The sequence below is a fragment of the Acanthopleuribacter pedis genome (genome assembly GCF_017377855.1).
Lineage (GTDB): Bacteria > Acidobacteriota > Holophagae > Acanthopleuribacterales > Acanthopleuribacteraceae > Acanthopleuribacter > Acanthopleuribacter pedis.
Map to the genome: position 1 here is coordinate 189,156 of NZ_JAFREP010000020.1, position 17,309 is coordinate 206,464.

General features: G+C 56.8%; 11 protein-coding genes and 1 pseudogene. 4 read left to right on the forward strand and 8 right to left on the reverse strand.

The features are described from left to right. Window positions 1–2: 2 nt before the first annotated feature. The gene (locus tag J3U88_RS20975; RefSeq protein WP_207860936.1) at window positions 3–1,220 is read left to right on the forward strand and encodes an ATP-grasp domain-containing protein; all 1,218 of its coding nucleotides are present in this window, start codon (window positions 3–5) and stop codon (window positions 1,218–1,220) included. A 93-nt stretch (window positions 1,221–1,313) separates the two neighbouring features. On the opposite strand, the pseudogene J3U88_RS35380 reads toward J3U88_RS20975, so the two are convergent. The 4 genes and pseudogenes from J3U88_RS35380 to J3U88_RS20990 form a co-directional block, all read right to left on the reverse strand. Continuing rightward, window positions 1,314–1,385: pseudogene (locus J3U88_RS35380) on the reverse strand (pentapeptide repeat-containing protein); the annotation flags it as partial. Window positions 1,386–1,486: 101 nt separating this feature from the next. Next, a complete protein-coding gene (locus J3U88_RS20980) occupies window positions 1,487–4,711 on the reverse strand; it encodes a diguanylate cyclase (RefSeq protein ID WP_207860937.1) in 3,225 nt (1,074 codons plus the stop codon). Window positions 4,712–4,834: 123 nt separating this feature from the next. Beyond that, complete coding sequence (locus tag J3U88_RS20985) at window positions 4,835–5,929, reverse strand: Ig-like domain-containing domain (protein WP_207860938.1); 1,095 nt, start codon at window positions 5,927–5,929, stop codon at window positions 4,835–4,837. A gap of 60 nt (window positions 5,930–5,989) precedes the next feature. Next, window positions 5,990–7,150: a hypothetical protein gene (locus J3U88_RS20990; protein ID WP_207860939.1), complete on the reverse strand. Its 1,161-nt coding sequence runs from the start codon at window positions 7,148–7,150 to the stop codon at window positions 5,990–5,992. A 500-nt stretch (window positions 7,151–7,650) separates the two neighbouring features. Here J3U88_RS20990 and J3U88_RS20995 point away from each other — a divergent pair, with 500 nt between their 5' ends. Continuing rightward, on the forward strand, window positions 7,651–8,943 hold the full coding sequence (locus tag J3U88_RS20995; RefSeq protein WP_207860940.1) for an amidohydrolase family protein: 1,293 nt from the start codon (window positions 7,651–7,653) through the stop codon (window positions 8,941–8,943). Between the two features lie 64 nt (window positions 8,944–9,007). Here J3U88_RS20995 and J3U88_RS21000 read toward each other — a convergent pair whose 3' ends face one another. Continuing rightward, a complete protein-coding gene (locus J3U88_RS21000; protein WP_207860941.1) occupies window positions 9,008–11,491 on the reverse strand; it encodes a PDC sensor domain-containing protein in 2,484 nt (827 codons plus the stop codon). A gap of 253 nt (window positions 11,492–11,744) precedes the next feature. Here J3U88_RS21000 and J3U88_RS21005 point away from each other — a divergent pair, with 253 nt between their 5' ends. Continuing rightward, entirely contained in the window at window positions 11,745–13,487 is a 1,743-nt protein-coding gene (locus J3U88_RS21005) for a DNA polymerase (protein WP_207860942.1), read from the forward strand. A 411-nt stretch (window positions 13,488–13,898) separates the two neighbouring features. Here the strand turns inward: J3U88_RS21005 and J3U88_RS21010 are convergent, their stop codons facing one another. From J3U88_RS21010 to J3U88_RS21020, 3 genes are read right to left on the reverse strand one after another with little or no spacing between them, the layout of a single operon-like run. After that, complete coding sequence (locus tag J3U88_RS21010; RefSeq protein WP_207860943.1) at window positions 13,899–14,846, reverse strand: hypothetical protein; 948 nt, start codon at window positions 14,844–14,846, stop codon at window positions 13,899–13,901. A gap of 22 nt (window positions 14,847–14,868) precedes the next feature. After that, entirely contained in the window at window positions 14,869–15,561 is a 693-nt protein-coding gene (locus J3U88_RS21015) for a hypothetical protein (RefSeq protein WP_207860944.1), read from the reverse strand. Further along, complete coding sequence (locus J3U88_RS21020; RefSeq protein WP_207860945.1) at window positions 15,554–16,102, reverse strand: RNA polymerase sigma factor; 549 nt, start codon at window positions 16,100–16,102, stop codon at window positions 15,554–15,556. Before J3U88_RS21020 ends, J3U88_RS21015 begins: the two co-directional genes overlap by 8 nt. Window positions 16,103–16,423: 321 nt before the next feature. Between J3U88_RS21020 and J3U88_RS21025 the strand changes: the two genes are divergently transcribed. Further along, entirely contained in the window at window positions 16,424–17,308 is an 885-nt protein-coding gene (locus tag J3U88_RS21025) for an alpha/beta fold hydrolase (protein ID WP_207860946.1), read from the forward strand. Window position 17,309 lies beyond the last annotated feature (1 nt).

The window sequence follows — 17,309 nt, forward strand, 5'->3', positions numbered from 1 at the left end:
CCTTGGTCAATATACTTGTTATCCAACCTGGCTTCCCCAATGAAGTTCCTTATTTTGTGCGCGGCTTGGCCCGTCAGGGCGCCGCGGTTTACGGCATCGGCGACCAACCGCCCCAAGCCATTCCCGAACCGGCCCGCGCGGCGTTACGCGATTACCTACAGGTTCCCAACCTCTGGAAACGAGAGGCGGTCATCCCGGCCCTGCGCCAATGGCGGCCCGACCTCAAAATTCACCGCATCGAATGTTTTTGGGAGGCGGCCATGGAACTGGCGGCCGACCTGCGTGAGGCCTTTAAAATCCCCGGCCTTTCCCCTAAAAAGACACGCGGCTTCCGCGACAAACACGTCATGCGGCAACTGCTAAACCAAGCCGGTGTGCGCAATCCACGCCAGGCCAAGGCGGAGTCCTATGCCCAAATAGAACAGGCGTTGGCCCACACCGGTTACCCAGCGATTGTCAAACCCGTCGCGGGCGCAGGCTCGGCCGACACCTACCGCCTCAACAGCCCAGAGGACTTCGAAAAAGTGAAACCGGCCCTAAAGAAGATTCAATCCGTGGTGGTTGAAGAATTCGTCACCGGCACGGAATACACCTTTGACACCATTTCGGTAAACGGCCGCATTCTGTTCGCCAATGTCGAACGCTACGTGCCCACCATGTTGCTGGCACGCAGCCAAGAACACATCAGCCCAATGACCATTTCACTGCGCGACCTAAGCGCACCCCACTTCCAAGAAGCGCGCAAAATGTGCGAAACGGCCTTGGATACCCTGGGCCTGGAACGCGGCTTCGCCCACATGGAATGGTTCCACACGGACAAGGGCGAGGTGGTTTTTGGCGAAATCGCGGCGCGACCGCCGGGCGGCGACGCGGGCATGTTGATGAACTACACCTGCGATTTCGATGTGTACAACGCCTACGCGGAGGCGATGGTCCACGGCCGAATTAACCAAAACATCGAACGCAAGTACAACGTGGCGGTCATCTTCAAACGCGCCAAGGGCAACGGCCGTATCAGCAGAATTGAAGGGCTGGTTCCCTTCCGCCAAAAATGGGGCGCCCACATTCTCAAGGAAGACCTATTGCCCGTGGGTGCCAAACGCCGCAACTGGCGACAAACCTTGCTTTCGGACGGGTACATCATGTTGCGCCACCCCGATTTGGCTACCACCCTGGAAATCGCGGGAGACGTGGCCGATCACATCACCTTGTACGCTTAGGCCCGCGTTTCTCACAAGGAATTCTGCTCCGGGCCATCCCATGGATTTTTGAGGGGGCGGTGTTACTCGGTCGAGCCGCCTTCGCCTCAGCCGCTACGCCGATAGGTCGGACCCCGATAGGTCGGACCCCGATCGGTCGGACCCCGATAGGTCGGACCCCGATCGGTCGGACCCCGATCGGGCGGACCCTGTTCCGTCTTTCGGACGTCATCTTCGTACGCCAAGGTTTAAAGCTTCTCGTGACGAATCCTGATGAGAACCGCGGACTAGAGCCACGTCAACTTTTCGGGATCGGGGAACGAGGTTTGCACGGTAATCCGCCCCTCGTGAACGAGGGCGACTGGGTCCTCAGCCAGGTCTGTCCCCAGTGTTTCCAGCATCGCCGGCTCAAGCGCCGGCCCCGCCTGCAGGCCGACCCAGCCATTGCGACCCGAGTTCTTGGCGGCGTACAAACCGGCGTCGGCGATCCGCACCACCTGCTCCCAATCAAGCCCGTCTGCCGCGGCCGTTAAGAAGGGGTAGTCGGCAAAACCGATAGAACAGGTCAGCCGCAACACTTTGTCGCCCACGTCAAACGGATGCTCGGCGACGAGGGTGCACATGCGCTCGGCGATGGCGGCCGCCCCTTCCCCCGCCGACTCTCGACCGACAATCAGAAATTCCTCGCCGCCCCAACGAATTAGCAAGTCTTCCTCTCGGGCGGCTTTCTCCATCAAGGGTTTCATTTGAGCCAACACCCGATCACCGGCCTCGTGACCGTGCTGGTCGTTCACCTGTTTGAAATGGTCGAGGTCGATGAGAACGAAGCTCAGCGAATGGAAACGCGGCCTGCTCTCGGCATTTTTGCGGCCCCGGTTCAAACGACTCAGTTCTTTCTCCAAAAACAGGCTCAGGAAGCGACGGTTCCCCATGCCGGTTAAAGAATCGGTGGTCGAAATCCGTTTCAAGCGTTGGTTCGCTTCTTGGAGCGCCTGGTTTTTTTCGTCCAATTCACGGGTGCGGGCGGCGACCTCGCGCTCCAAATAACGGTTGCTGCGCAGCAGGTTGAGATGGGTGCGCACCCGCAGAACCAACTCATTTTTGGAGACGGGTTTAATGACATAATCGTTGCCGCCGGCCAGAAAGCCGTTTTCCAAGTTCGGCAACTGGTTACGCGCGGTGATAAAAATAATCGGCAACTCGCTGACGCTGTACTTTTCACGCAACTTGCGGCACACCTCGTAACCGGACACCTTGGGCATCATGATGTCGAGCATGATCAAGTCCCAGGGTTTTTCCTCGGCAAACGCCTCGAGCACCGCGCCCCCGTCGGCCATCTCACCCAGCCTGAAATTTTCCAGCGACAGATGGTTGGCAAGCACCTGACGGTTCACCGGATCGTCGTCGACAATCAAAATACGGAAACGATCACCGCCGGTTTCCGTTTCGGCAACCGGCGGCAAAATGGGTTCGCTGACGGAGGGCATTTTGATTTGGGTAATGACGCTTTTAGCCTCCATCGACTCGGGTTCAACGGTGCCACGCCACACGGGCAGGCTAAATTCCAAACAGGCACCCGGCCCCTCCTTCGGCACCACGTTGATCCCGCCGCCGTGCAGCTGCACCAAACGCCGAGTCACGGCCAAACCGAGACCCGCACCGCTGTGACCGCGATTGGTGGCCCCGTCCAGTTGTTCGAAAGAATGGAATACCCGCTCGTAATCCTTGGCGGGAATGCCCACGCCGGTATCGTCGACACGAATTAAAACCATGTCTTCCTCGTGGCGTGCCGAAACCTTGACCACACCCCGTTCGGTGAATTTCACCGCGTTGCCGATCAAGTTGTAAAAGATTTGTTGCAGACGGTTTTCATCGGCGTCCACAAAAAAAGTTTCCTCATCCATGGTGTTAATCAGGTGCAATGCTTTGTTCTTGGCAAGTGGCCGCGACAGCGTCAACACCAGATCGGCGATCACCTTAACATCAACCCCTTTCCGCACCAGAACGAGGTCCGCGTTGCGTAGCTGGGAAAAATCGAGGATGTCGTTGATGAGGTTGGCGAGACGGCGCCCACTGTAGGAAATCATGGAGAGGTTGTGGGCCAAGCCGTGGTTTAGTTTGCCGGCCGCCCCCGCGAGCAGCGATTCCGTCAAACCAATGATCCCGTTCAACGGGGTACGCAACTCGTGGCTGGTATTGGCCAAGAATTCATCTTTCAGTCGATCCACCTGGCGTAACTTCTCGACGGTAATCCGTTCTTGTCTAAGCAAGTTCTGTTGCGAGTTTCGGTAGTGACGCAACATAATCAGCGCGGTAATCAGGGCGATGCCGACCACCAGCGAAACGTAACGGGAAAAGGTGCGTTGCCGCTCCAGTTCCTCAATGCGCCCGCGCATTTTCGACGCGCGGCTGCCGGATTGATTGCGCTCGGTCACCAAACGTTTCTCCAATTGATCGGCCAAGGCTTGCCGTGCCAGCGCACCGTCTAGCTCGAGCAACGCCCCGAAACGTTGTTGCGCCTCAAGGGCTTCTTCAAAGCGATCCAGGCCGGCCAACACCCGCGCTTTCAGGGACCAACCGCGGCGTTCCAAGTCGGAATACCCCCGGTCACGGGCTTGATCCAATGCAGCGGTAAGCGGCGCCAGGGCACCGTCGGGTGAACCCGATTTCAACAAAACCTCGGCATAGTCGGTTAGCACGGTACATAAAGTACGAGGTTCCTTGGCTACCGCCAAGCCGAGCGCCTCCTCAAAAGCGGCCGCGGCACGGTCGGGCTCGTTGCGTTCCAGGTAAAAACGACCGAGGTCACCAAGCAAGAACCAAAGGCCGGTACGCCGACCGGCCTGCTTGTAAAAAGCCAAACTCTTTTGAAACGCGTCTTGGGCAAGGGTCGCCTCGCCAAGTTCCTGATAGACGCGGCCCAAATGGTGAAAGGTCACCGCACGCAAAGCTTCCCGCCCGGAGAAGGTACTTTGATCGCGCGCCTGTTTGAGCATCTGAAGGGCCTTACGCGGACGAGACAACGACAACAGCAGCATGCCCGCGCGGTTGCGCAAATCAACCACGGCAATGCGATGTTGGGCTTCATCCAACCCGAGGAACGCGCGTTCGATTAGAGGCAACGCCTGATCCGGGCGGCCTCGCGCGGCGGCCATTTCGGCCTTTAGCAAGGTCAATCGGGCGGCATAACCGGGATCCTCGTGATTTTGAGCCAAGGGTTCCGCCCAACGCAGTGCCTCCTCGGCGGCTTCCAAACGACCGATGCGTAACTCGGCCTCGACGGTCACCAACTGACGACGCAGATGCAAAGTGCTCGCCCCACCCGCAACCTCGGCGGGCTGTGCCTCCAGCAACCGCAAGGCGGCCCGCGGGTGGTTGAAAACCAGCGCCTCGGCTTCGTCCAAGGTAGATTCCAGGTCCGCATCGGCTAGGCTTGGCGCTTGAACGGCGCGTAACGCCCAACCGGAACCCGCTAGAAGAAAGGCAACCAACAAAAAAAAGCGGAACCACACGATGAAATCAACCTCTCGCAACGATGAACGCTCGGTGAACCACCTTGCCTCGCAAAGGACGCCGGGCCGATCACCCGTGATTCGGAAATAAAAACGGAGAGGAATATTATGCCATGATTCAGGTTAATCAACGCGGAAGACACGGGTAAATGTCTGGTGCGGCGCAACCCCCACGTTGTTTTCTTCAAGCGCATGGTCAAAAAGGGCAATCAAATGGTTGCCGGCCCAGTCCTCCAACCGCGAACTAATGTGCAGCGCATAGGTTCCCGTCCGCCAGAGACGGTGCGGCACAAACGTCGCGGCGCGACCGTCGGGTTGAACCCACCAATCCCCGGGTAAAAAGGTACCCGAGGCATCGGCCACATCCAAAAAACGGGGAACCTGCTCGCGATCCAACGGCTCGTCAAAAACCACCCGCAACGGCGTTTGTCCCCCCGCGGGCGGCGGGTTCAACACCCAATCAGCCCGTTGCGGCGAACGACGATCCGCCTCGGTTACGCGGAAACGGTGACGGACATCCGCGCCAAGTGGCGAACCGTGCCGATCCGGCCAAGTACCGTCAATCACCAAAACGTAGGCGCGGCCTGCCTGCAAGGGCGACCCGTGTTCCAGATGGGGCCCCACCCCGCGTTTGATGCGGCCGGGATCCAGGAAGAGGGTGAGGCGGCGCCGGGCCGGGTCCCATAACTCCTCGGGCACGACCACAAAAGGCGAACCCATCAAGCGCCCTTGTTCATCCTCCAGCCGAATGTTCTGATAGGCGTAACCATGGGCCATGGGTTGGTCGAAAAACAGATACCAGCGCAACAGGTTTTCGGGAACCTGGTCGCTGTCGGGAAAAAGACCGACAAACTTCGCGGCGGGCGGTTTGGGCAGGTCCGGCAGGGAAAAAACCCAGGTAGACGGCGCTTGGTCAGCGCGCGGCTGGACCACCAGCAAATGATCGTAGCCGCGACTAAACGGGAAACGGCCCTGAAACACCAAACGCTGTTCCACCACACGCCAACGACCCATCATGGTCGGCTGATCCCCCCGTTCCGCCAACGAAGCGCGATCAAAATAAACGCGAACGGCTTCGTGCCCGGGAGCGGGCGCGCGTAAAAGCGCCAAATCGGCGTCGGAGAGACCGGTTACCGTAACAGTTTGCTCGGTCACGTCCAGTTGGATTTCACCTGTTGCGGGTGGCTGCAGCAACAGGGCGAGACAACACCAAAACACCGTGTAACTCCCAACGATTCATGGATTAAAGGCGGGCCGAGGCGACCCGCCGAATCAAAATTAGAGCCAGTCTTTGTTGTAGCAGTACAGGCCGAGTTTTCCCCCGGGCAAACGCTGCATCAACACGACGAATTTTTCGTTGAAGTCGGCAAGCTGTTGCACCTGCACGCCGGATAAATCCTTGTAGGGCACCCCGGCCTTGTGGTCGACTTCGGTGGTAATGCCCTCTTTTTGAGCGGCAATGTCGGCGGGATCAAAAATCATGATGGTGCGGTTGGAGTTGCTGAGAATGATTTTGGTTTTGCCCTTGTGGGTGTAGGCGATCATGTCCAGGGGTTGGTTGCGCGATCCCAGCTCGGCCAGGGTCTTGCCGCGTACCGCCTTGCCGTCTTCAAACTGATCCATCGTGAAGGATACCAGCGGGGTACACAGGTAGGCGGCCAGCATGTGTTGCTTGCCTTCAATTTCAAGCGGCAAGAAGGTGCGCACCGGTGAATTGGTTTCCCATTTACCGTGGGCACCGTGGTAAATCTCGAGTTGGGTTGCAGAATTTTGTTTCTTGAATGGAAAATCAAACACGCGCATGGTCGAGGCAAATTCCTCGTTGGACAAACCCGCAACGTACAATTTGTTATCGTGGAAGGCCAAATCGGTCACGGCGTCGACCCGCAATTTGGTTTTTTTCCAGCGGTGTTCCTTCTCGGCCGCCACGGGATTGGGTACGGCGACGACTGAAAAACGCGCCTTGTTCAGTTTTACTTCACTGAAATCGCCGCTTTTGTCCATGCGCAACAAAATGGAGGCGTTGCCAAGATCGTTCGGCAATAGGAAGGGCGAATTCCATTCACCACGTCCGCGCGAAACAGTTAGATAAATCGCCTGGGAAATCGGGTTGACGGCCATGTCGTGGATCAACACATCACCGGCCGGGATACCCAATTTCGCCCCGATTTTCCCCTCGAGATCGGCTTCTTGGGCGACGGGATCCATGTTGGCGGCAGGGGTGCGGTCCCCGGTATCCAACGCGAAAATCTGGGCGCCGACCGAATCGCCGATGAACAAGATGCCTTCGGGACCGAAGGTTAATGCACTCATGGACTTGGGCTCCATGGTGCCTTCATTAAATTCGGCGCGCGCCAAGAGGGTGGCGCCGGTCAGGTCGGCAACCAACAAAACGGTCGCCACAAGAACGAGCATGACTTTTAACGGGATAGAGCGCAAAGCTTCCTCCTAATCCATCAACAGGCGCAGGCTGTAACAGAGCTTGCAGCCTTCAAAAAATCGATTGTCTCTCAAAAGCGGCACCGCCCAACCGAGACAGCCGGCGCGGTTACATGGAACGGTCCGCGCGTACGACCCGACCGGTTGTGACGTTCGGGGGTCGTCTTCTGATCAAAGACCCGGTGTTTTGGACGGTGTTTCCTGTCAAAGCATACGTCATGGGCACGCGAATGATTCAAAAAAACCATTTCAGTTTTTACAAAAGCTACAAAATGGGGCGCGCCTGTTTTCATTGTCCCCTTCAGCGAGCACCCTAAATAACATATTTCAACCACTTTAAAAACCTTAAGCCCAGTTTAAGACCCGGCAGGAAAGCGCTTTGAAATACTGGAAGCCCAACGGCGCTCGGTCCGACAGGACCGCCCCCGTTTGTTCGGTTCCGCCATTTGGCGACCGGCAATCCCATTCATTGTTAAAAGAGCTTACGAGGAGAATACTCGATGTTTCCTTCATTTCGCGTCTCACCACGCCAAGCCTGCACCGCGCTGAGCCTGATTTGTTTGTTTTGGTTTCTCGTGGCCGCCCCACTCGCGGCCCACGGCGATCCCGCCGATTTTGATATTAAAAAACTGTTTAAGGGCGAAGCTTATATTAGCGACCGACAAGACATCATCACCCTGTACAAGGACGAGGCGATTCCGGTCATCGACATGCACATGCATTCCGGGACCTTCGACAACATGGGCCCCCTCGGCCGTGAATTTGTTTTGGGCGCCATCCCCCTGCCCCTGCCGGACAACCTCAAAGAAGGTTTGGCCCGCCTCATCGCCGACCTCACGCGCCACCCCTACACGCCCTTTGTCGGCATCCGCAACGAGTGCCGCAAAGCGGGCTTGTCGGCGGCGGTGCTGTTCGCGGTTTACACACCCGAGGCCTGGGGCGTTGAGGACAACGCCACGGTGATTGGGCACCTCGACGATCCCCGCAACATCTACCGCGGCAAACCGTTTTTCTACGGATTTGCTAGCATTAGCCAGGAAAACTGGCAAAACAACGAAAGCAATGCCCTGGCCGACTTGGACCGGGCGATGGCCCACCCGAAAATGGTCGGCGTCAAACTCGCTTTTGCCCACAACGTCGAACCCCTCGACAACCCCGCCTTCGATTCCATCTACCAACTGGCCGAACGCCACGACGCCCCGGTTTACCACCACATCGGCCCCAGCCCCCTGCGCCCCCTCGATCAGTTCCCCGACGACGCGGCTCGAGAAAGGTACATTCGCAGCTTCTACCCCACCTATGTGGAAAGCATCCTGCAACGGTTCCCTCGCGTGCGCTTCATCCTCGGCCACATGGGTTTCGACTTCGTCGATTCGGGCATTGACGGCATCGACGAGGTGTTCCGCCTGGCTCGCCAATACCCCAACGTCTACCTGGAAATATCGGCATTCGGTACCGACAGCCATGACCCGGACGGCACCGTGATGGACGACATCCTCGGCAAAGCCAAGGAATTCAACCTCATCGACCGCGTGATCTACGGCTCGGACGGTCCGGGATTCGCGGGCGCCACCGAAAAATACAAGGACAAAACCCTGGCGAGTATGGGACGCGTGGGCTACACCCCCGCGGAAGTCCGTTTGGTCATGGCGGAAAACTTCCTGGCGGTCACCGGTTTGGACCAAGATCCTAGCTTCCAACTGGCCCCGCTGAAGGCGGCGCAAGTGCCCAGCGAGGATTTGGACGTTCACCTGAACGAGGTGCCGATGGAGCACCACCCACACCGTCACTAATTCCCGTCTCGGTTCCGCAACAACGCTAACCGGGTCCGTTCCGGCAAAACCGGAGCGGGCCCTGTCACAAAAGCAAGCCGCCGCTTCCCGGGGCGGAATGCCCTTGCGCTTGTTTTATTTCTTCCTGGAGTTGATCGACAAAAGGTTTGTGCAGTCCGAACACCAAACGAAAGACGGCACCGCCGCCGGGACCGCTGCTGAGAACCGTCAGTTCACCGCCGAGCTCACGGGCCGCGTTGGCACAAAAGTGAAGCCCAAACCCGTTTCCGGTATTTTTGGTGGTAAACCCATGGCAGAAAATTTTGTTGAGGTTTTCGCGCCGAATGCCAACGCCGTTGTCAACCACGGTTGCCTCGATCAGCCCGGCATCCGTGAAGCCCAAGGTCATGGTTAAGGTTTTATCTTCATTGAGATCGTCGGCCATTAAGGCCTCACGTCCGTTTTTGATCAGATTAATGAAGATGTGCATCAACTTCACTTTCGATGTACGCAGATCGGGAACGGCCTGAAAATCGCGTACAACGCGAATGTGTTTGGCTTTCAGGGAAGGCGCTTCGAGGTTCAAGGCGTCCTCGATCACGACCTCTAAATTAACATCCTCATAGAGATCGACACCCTTGGCATAGATATGCTGGGTACTGATAATTTGTTTAATCGCTTCTACTTTCTCACGCAATTCAGCGAGCACGCCACCAAAGCGATTTACCTCTTTTTCATAAACCACCCCGAAGCGCATTAGGTATTTCAACAGCATGCGGCCGCGCTCGCTTTCCTCGAGAAACCTGCCGATTTGGTGCTGTTCTTTTTCCAGCATCTCGCAGGCTTGCAGATAGCCGTTGAGGTGGTTGGAAGACAGTTCGCCGTGCAGTTCTTCCACCGAAACATTGAGGCTGTTCAACACGTTGCCGATGTTGTGCAACACGCCGGTGGCGATTTCGGCCATCCCGGCCGCATGGGCGTTTTGCAGCGCGATCGCCTGACTGGCCTCCAATTCGCGGGTTCGCTCCATCACCTTGGCTTCCAAATCGCGGTTGATTTCCTGTAAATTGCGCTGAGCGGCAATGAGTTCCAAGGTCATTTGGTTAAAAACCTTGCTCAAACGCCGAATTTCTCCCTGGGCGCGTACCTCGACCAGGGGTTCAGCCATATCCGTGATCATACGGCCCTGCTGTAACTCGGAACCAATCGCCGCCGCTTTATCGGTAATCCCCTGGATCGGACGGACCACGGTCGAGTATTGATAGCTGAACCCCAGCACAAAAATAATCAGGCCGATCACCAAAATGTAACGCAAGATGGTGGTTTGAATTTGGTTCGCCACCATCGAATATTCTGAACGGGGTTTGACAATGACCGCTTTCCAGTAGGCGCCGGGAACGTGGAACACGGAAACCGTGACCGGTTCGCTCAGCAACATGTCGTTATCCAAGTGGACGGAATGCAATAGGTTGCTGCGCACAAGAGATTCGCGATAGGGGTCCAGCAAAACCGCGGTAATGAGTTCGGCGGAGTCGGGATCGATTTGGTAACTGCCGCGATGAATGTGTTCCACCAATGCCCGGCTGTAATAAGGGCGCCCGTGCGATGTCTGGATAAGTTGTTGGTTTAGGGATTCCAGTTCAGCGGCAATCGGTTGGAATTCGGGATGTTGGGCTGCAAAACCGGCGACCGTATGAAATTCCTCCGTCCGTTTGCCGCGGCTGTCTTGCGCGTAGACCTTTGCCAGTTCGGGACGTGGAAAGGTGATAAAGCGGTTGTTCCGGTCCAGCAGGAAGAGGTAGCCCCCGGTTTTTTCCGCCCAGGTGTGGGCCATGGCCTGCAAACCTTCCAGCTTGAGGTCCACGGTCGCCACCCCGATGAACTGCTGATCCGCGTCATGCAGGGCCACGGTTACGGTAACCATCGGCTGGTAGGAGTAAGGGTCCATGTAAGAACCCGACCACATGCCGCGCCCGGATTCGCTGAGATGCCGCACGACCACGTACCATTCCTCGTTGTGGTAACCGGGCGAATCCAGAAAAGCACGGCGAAAGCCCGGGTCGTTCTCGAAACGATCCGGGTCAAAAGTAGGACCGGGCGCGTTGTAACCCTCGTAAAAAACCAATTCGTTGCGGGTGTCGCGACCCCAAAAGAAGCTGTAGCGGTCGGTGTCGGCCTCAAACACGCCCGGCTCGAACCAAATGCCGCCGCCGGCGACATCATAATCCCCATCGGCGTCGAGCATGGCACGAATGGTTTGACGAAACATCATCGGATCACGCGGCAGGTTCTCCCCGGCGTTGGCCATGGCAGAGGTCAAGGCCTCGATCTTACCGAGCCGAGCCGCCATGCGACTCACGACGTAATTGCCGTTTTCCTCGATCAATTTAGTGGATTCATCCACAACGAGTTGGGTGCCGACCGTGTCCATCACACTCACAATGCCGAGGATCAACACCGTGTCAAACAACAACAAACCGAGCAAGACCCGCAAGGCGATGCTTTGGCGAAAGGGAACTTTGGTGTTAATTTTAGTTTGGGTCTTATGCGGCGAGGTATCCGGCGTCATCCCAACGTCCTAAGGTCACAGCAACCTGTTCGCGGTCCTCCGTCAACCCAAAAACATCGTCTGCGTCAAGAAGGTTTATTGCCAAAATAGTGCAAACCGCGGCTAAGGCTAGATGATCTGGAAACATGATTCGTAAAAACGTATCGCCACACCGCGCCGGAATATTGAGTACTGATCCCAAAATCGTGCCTTCCGAAAGTCCCCCTGCCAACCCTCGTCCCACCTCACCCGCGCACAGGAAACCCCCACCACCATGCCAACCCACATCGTTACCAACAATAGCCACCGGGATAGCTTGCAAGACTTTGCAGCAAGCACCTTCCTTGTAATCGCCCTAAAAACGACCGGCCGCCAGGTCCACAACCCACGGCAGGCTCAGCTTTCAACCATCCAAATCGGAAACGGCGAGACAATGGCCGTCATTGACGCCGAACAAGTTGATTGCCGCGAATTCCTACAGCCCCTTCTCGAAAACCCTTCGATTATCAAGGTGTTCCATCGCGCCAAATTCGCAATCAAGCATTTCCTACACCACTGGGAAACAGCCACCCAAGGTGTTTTCTGCACCTACCACGCAAGCCAGATTTTGGCGATGGGCGCACCTGGGCGTCGCCACCGCCTCGTCGATTTGAGTCGGGCCCAGCTCGGCCGCGATTCTGATTGCCCCTGGGAAACCCTATGGCAACGAAAGGGTCCCTTTTCACAGCAAGATGTACCGAATGCCGTCGAAGAACTTGAGTTGCTGACAGCACTGTACAAAGCGATGCAAGCCCGAATTCTCGAGCATAAACTCAAGCGGATTTCCCGCCTTGAATTCCGCACCATTCTTCCCGTCGCCGCCATGGAACTTAAAGGTATTTACATCGACATACCCGATCTAAATAACCTGCGTAAGAAATTTCAACAACGACGCGCGGAACAAGAACAAGCAGCAATCGACCAAATTCCCAATTTAGAGAAAAATTTATTGGGGCAGGCGGAACTGAATCTCAGCTCACCCAAGCAAGTTCTAAAAGCGCTGCAGGAAGCGGGCATTCCTCTAAAAGATACCTCCGAAAATCAATTGCGAATGCACCTTGACCAAAATCCTTGGCTCCAAGGTCTGCTCGATTACCGCCACCTATCCATCATTCTCCAGATGTTCGAGCAACTCGAAAACGCGGTCGATCCACAATCCGGGCGTGTCCATGCGACCTACCACCAAATCGCCTCGCCCTCCGGCCGTTTCGCCTGTAGCGATCCCAACATTCAACAGGTTCCGCGCGAAAAAGAAGTGCGCGCCCTGATTCGCCCGGAGGCAGGCTATACCTACATCGTCGCCGACTATTCCCAGGTCGAGCTGCGCGTGGCGGCGGGTTTGGCGGAGGACCCGGTGATGATGGAAGCGTACCGCAACGGTCAGGATCTTCACCGCCTCACCGCCGCGCTAACCATGGGCAAAGCCGTCGAAGCCGTTACCGCCGATGAACGTCAAGCCGCCAAGGCGATTAATTTCGGGCTGATCTACGCCATGGGCGCGGGCGGCCTGCAAGCCTCCGCCAAAAACTCTTACGGCGTCAGCCTGAGCGAGAACGAGGCGGCCACCTTCCGCCGTCGTTTTTTTGAGAACTACCACGGCATTGCCCGCTGGCAACGCGGCCTGGAAGCTTTTGCGAAAAAGTACCAACACGTACGCACCGCGGGCGGGCGCATCCGCGCCTACGGAGAAGGGCCGATGCGCATCACGGAAGTGTTCAACACCCCGGTGCAGGGCACGGCCGCGGAAGGCCTCAAAAGTGCGTTATGCTTGTTTTGGGATAAGACCCGCGCCCAAGCGGTGGACGCCGCAATCGTCGCCATCATCCATGATGAGATCATCGTCGAGGCCCACGCGGACCAAGTCGACCTGGCCAAAACCCTTCTTAACGAGGCCATGATCGAAGGCATTTCCTGGCTGGTCCCCAACGTCCCCTTCGTGGCGGACGCGGCGGTCACCGAAAGCTGGGCCGGAAAATAAACACGCACACGAACGGGCCCCGTCCCTAAACGGAAAAAGGCCCGAATCGGGGAACGTCACAACCCCGATTCGGGCAAGTTTGTCTTCGTGGCGACCTTTGGCGTGCGTGAGGTGAAACCCGAAGGACAAACGAAAAGAGGAACCGTCGCATTTACCTAGGTTTGGTGTGGTGGTAGAAGGTTTTGTTAGCGCTAGACAAAACGACGGTAACAGTCGGCCCGTGGGCCCTTATTTTGTTGCTTCCCCCTGCCAAACGACCGGGGCGCGATTCGGTTTAGTCAAAAAAAGGAAAAAAGGGAAAAAGTGGGGAACCTCGCGGGCCCCCCGCATCCGTCGCTCGGGTGAGGAACAACGGTTGTTTCGAAGAACTTCGTGGGAAACTCCTCGAGAGAGTTCGCTTCCCGAGAATCCTTACTCGAACTCGTACACTTTGGCTTTTTCGAGCAGGCCGCTTTTGGTGATTTGGTCGTTGCGGCACTGGTTCAGGTCGGTTTTGCGGAAAACATAAATCTTGTCTTTGCCACGCTCACCGGCGCGGGAAACGATGATGTTGATGTACTCGCTGTCGGGAATGTCGACGGAGGCACCGAACTCGCACATGGCTTCGGCCAATTGGCCTTCAAACACCGCGTACTTCGCCAAGTACTCTTTGCTCTGAACCTCGCGCAGTTTCTCGGCTTTGACGAGGTACTGCTTCACATCGGTTTCGACCTTGGTCTTAAACCCTTCCAGGCGCTCGATCAGTTCTTTGCGTTCCTGTTCGGTCATTTTCTTTTTGTTGATCATCTGGCGACGGGTTTCCAGGGCGACCCTACGGATTTCCTTACTCACCCGGCGCTGCTCTTCACGGATCCGGCGCATTTCGGTTTCGATTTCGCGGGAGGCGTGCAGGTTGCCCACTTCACCCAAGGTTTCGGCGGCGTCTTCAACCGCCTCGGCGGCATGTTCCGCGACTTCTTCCACCACTTCTTGGTAGGACTCCATCATCTCGCGGTACTGTTCGCGCAAGGCTTCTTCATCTTCCTCGCCGTTGGGCACGTAGATGGGGGGCACCGGTGGAATCACCATGGGCGGCACATTGACATTGATTCGTGAAAAGTGGCGGTAGTGGTGGCGACTACCGCCCATGTCAAAGATAAACACAACGCCTTGACCGTCGAGGTAGGTGTGGTTGATACGGTGGGGGCGCAATTCGCCGTCATCATGATGGCGGCGATGATGGCGGTCGTCATCACCGAAGGACGATTTGAGAATTTTATAAAGGATACGAATATCCTTGGCGATGCGATCATGGTCCGCGGCCGGGGCCAGGGGCACCAAAAGCGCGGCAATCATCACAAAACAAACGAACTTCTTCATTCACAAACTCCTGTCGGTGGGATCAATCATCGGACGGGGCGCGCTGTACCGCGTTCGCCAAGTCGTAAAGGGTGTCGTTGTTCAACGACTGTTGGTCTACCAAGAACGCCATGCGGTCCTCGATGTTGTCGAGATCGGTCAGGCGTTGGCGTTGCCAGTTGTTCACCAGCCTTTCCATATCGCGTGCCCGATCATTGGAAATTTCGTTTTTTTGAAATTCAAACAGCGAGGTCAGGTAGGTTTCTTGGTTTTCGTGGTAATCGGAAAGCCCTTTGCGGAACTCGACCAGCATGCGTTTATTTTGCTCGGCGAAACGTTGGTCGAGGTAGTCGGCCAGCTCGGCACGCGTCAGGGTAATGGTATCGGGGTCGGTGGTTTGCTCCGGGGTGGTGGTGGTGGCGGTTTCGGTTGCAGCGGCCGGGGCCCCAAACTCGATGCGCCAACCGCCGGCGTCGCTGATCACGCGACTCTGACCGACAAGCAGGGCAAACATGAGGATACACAAAAAGGCGGGCAACCATTGGGTAAACCAACGCGGGGTCGACGGGTTGGTGCTCGTCGCCATCGGCAAACGTGGCCAGGGCGGCGTACCTTCGTCTTGCCAGGCCTGGGCCGCGTCGCGAAGCCGCGCGCTGATTTGTTCCAATTCGGCCGGATCGTCACCGTTCCGACGCGCCTCCTCTTCCACAACTTTTTGAACTTCGGGATCAAGCACTGACCACCTCCGGAAGCGATTTCAGCTTACGCAAAGCAGCATATAAACGAGACTTAAGTGTATTGGTAGGAATACCAGTATGGGTAGACATCTCTTCAAAGGTTTGCTCTTGGAAATACTTCAGTTCGACCACCAGACGCTGTTCCGGTGTGAGTTGGTGAAGGAGGCGCAAAACCTCTTGGTTGGATTGGCGCCGCAAAACTTGATCGTAGGGGCTGTTGCCCCCGCCGGCGTCGAGTAACTCGGGTTCATCCAGCGAATCAACGGCTTTTTTGCGGCGGTAAAAATCGGTGGCGCGATGCGAGGCGATGGTGAAGATCCAGGATGAGAATTTGGCTTGTTGCCCGTACCGGTCGAGGTTGCGATAAACCGACAAAAATACTTCTTGAACCAAATCCAATGCGTCTTCTCGATTGCCCGTCATGCGGAGGGCGAAGTTGTAAATTTTGCTTTCGTAGCGGCGAATCAGGCGATCCCAGGATTCGTTTTTCCCCTGAAGGGCTTGTTTCACGAGCGTCATGTCTGAAGGTGAGCCAAACATCCTTGCTCCCGTTTTGTTCTCGCTGGGTAAGTCGCAGGGTGTCCGCAAATAGTTTGCGACCGGTTGAAAAAAAATAAAAAAAATGGGTAAGGATTGGATTCCGGGATCGTTGATTCAACATTAAACCCTTTTGGTTCAAGACGCTAGCGCGAAAACCGAAAAGCTTGTCCAACCCGACGATCCATTGCTAAGGTGGTGCGGTTCGACGTCCGGCCCCCGTTTGCACACCGGACTAAAAAAACAACCGGCAACGGCCGATGACTAATTATTCCCCCACTTTCATTTGGATGTCCCCCATTCAACCCGAACAAGGAGTTCCCCATGCAACCCTCGCAAGCAACCGAAACCTGGATCGCACGCGCGTGGCACACTCCTTACCAACAGGAGACGGTGACGGTCACCGGCTGCCCCATCAACACCCTGCGCTGGGGTAACCCCGACCATCCCGGCGTGCTGCTGGTCCACGGCGGATTGGCCCATGCCCAGTGGTGGCGCTTCATCGCACCGCTGCTCAGCGAACATTATTATGTGGTCGCCTTGGATTTGAGCGGACACGGCGACAGCGGACACCGCGACAGCTACGACGCCCATTGGCTGGAAGAAATCATCACCGTGCGGCACACCGCCGGGTTCAACGGACCGCCGGTCCTGGTCGGCCACAGCATGGGCGGCTTGTTGTCCGTCGGCGTGAGCGCCTTTTACCCAGACGCATGGCGCGCCACCCTGATCGTCGATTCACCAATCACCGGGTTTAGCGACAAAAACGACCGGAGCGATTCACCACGAGGCGGCCCGCGCCGTCGCTGTTACGATTCACTGGAGGCCGGTGTCAAACGCTTTCGCCTGTTGCCGCACCAGCCCTGCGAAAGCGCCGAACTCATGGGGTTCATCGCCGCGTCGAGCTTGCGGCGTCAGGAGGAAGGCTGGACCTGGAAATTCGATCCCCATGTTTTTGAAACCTCCGACCGTCGCCCAACCGCCCCGCTGCTGAACCATATCCGTTGTCCCTGGTGGCTGGTGCGCGGCGAACAATCACGGGTGGTGAAACCCGATATTGAGCAGGCGGTACGCGAACTGGGGTTGGCGGCGGTTCCGGTGATTTCGATTCCGCGCGCTCACCATCATTTATTGTTGGATCAGCCCTTGGCCTTCATTACGTTGCTGCGAACCTTCCTAGCCCTTCACCAACCCACGGCGCCGGCGTAAC

Bases quoted from the DNA above. Each gene is read 5' to 3' on its own strand.
- J3U88_RS21010 (WP_207860943.1), bottom strand. From the start codon at position 14,846: ATGAAGAAGTTCGTTTGTTTTGTGATGATTGCCGCGCTTTTGGTGCCC.
- J3U88_RS21020 (WP_207860945.1), bottom strand. From the start codon at position 16,102: ATGTTTGGCTCACCTTCAGACATGACGCTCGTGAAACAAGCCCTTCAG.
- J3U88_RS20995 (WP_207860940.1), top strand. From the start codon at position 7,651: ATGTTTCCTTCATTTCGCGTCTCACCACGCCAAGCCTGCACCGCGCTG.
- J3U88_RS21000 (WP_207860941.1), bottom strand. From the start codon at position 11,491: ATGACGCCGGATACCTCGCCGCATAAGACCCAAACTAAAATTAACACC.
- J3U88_RS21025 (WP_207860946.1), top strand. From the start codon at position 16,424: ATGCAACCCTCGCAAGCAACCGAAACCTGGATCGCACGCGCGTGGCAC.
- J3U88_RS21005 (WP_207860942.1), top strand. From the start codon at position 11,745: ATGCCAACCCACATCGTTACCAACAATAGCCACCGGGATAGCTTGCAA.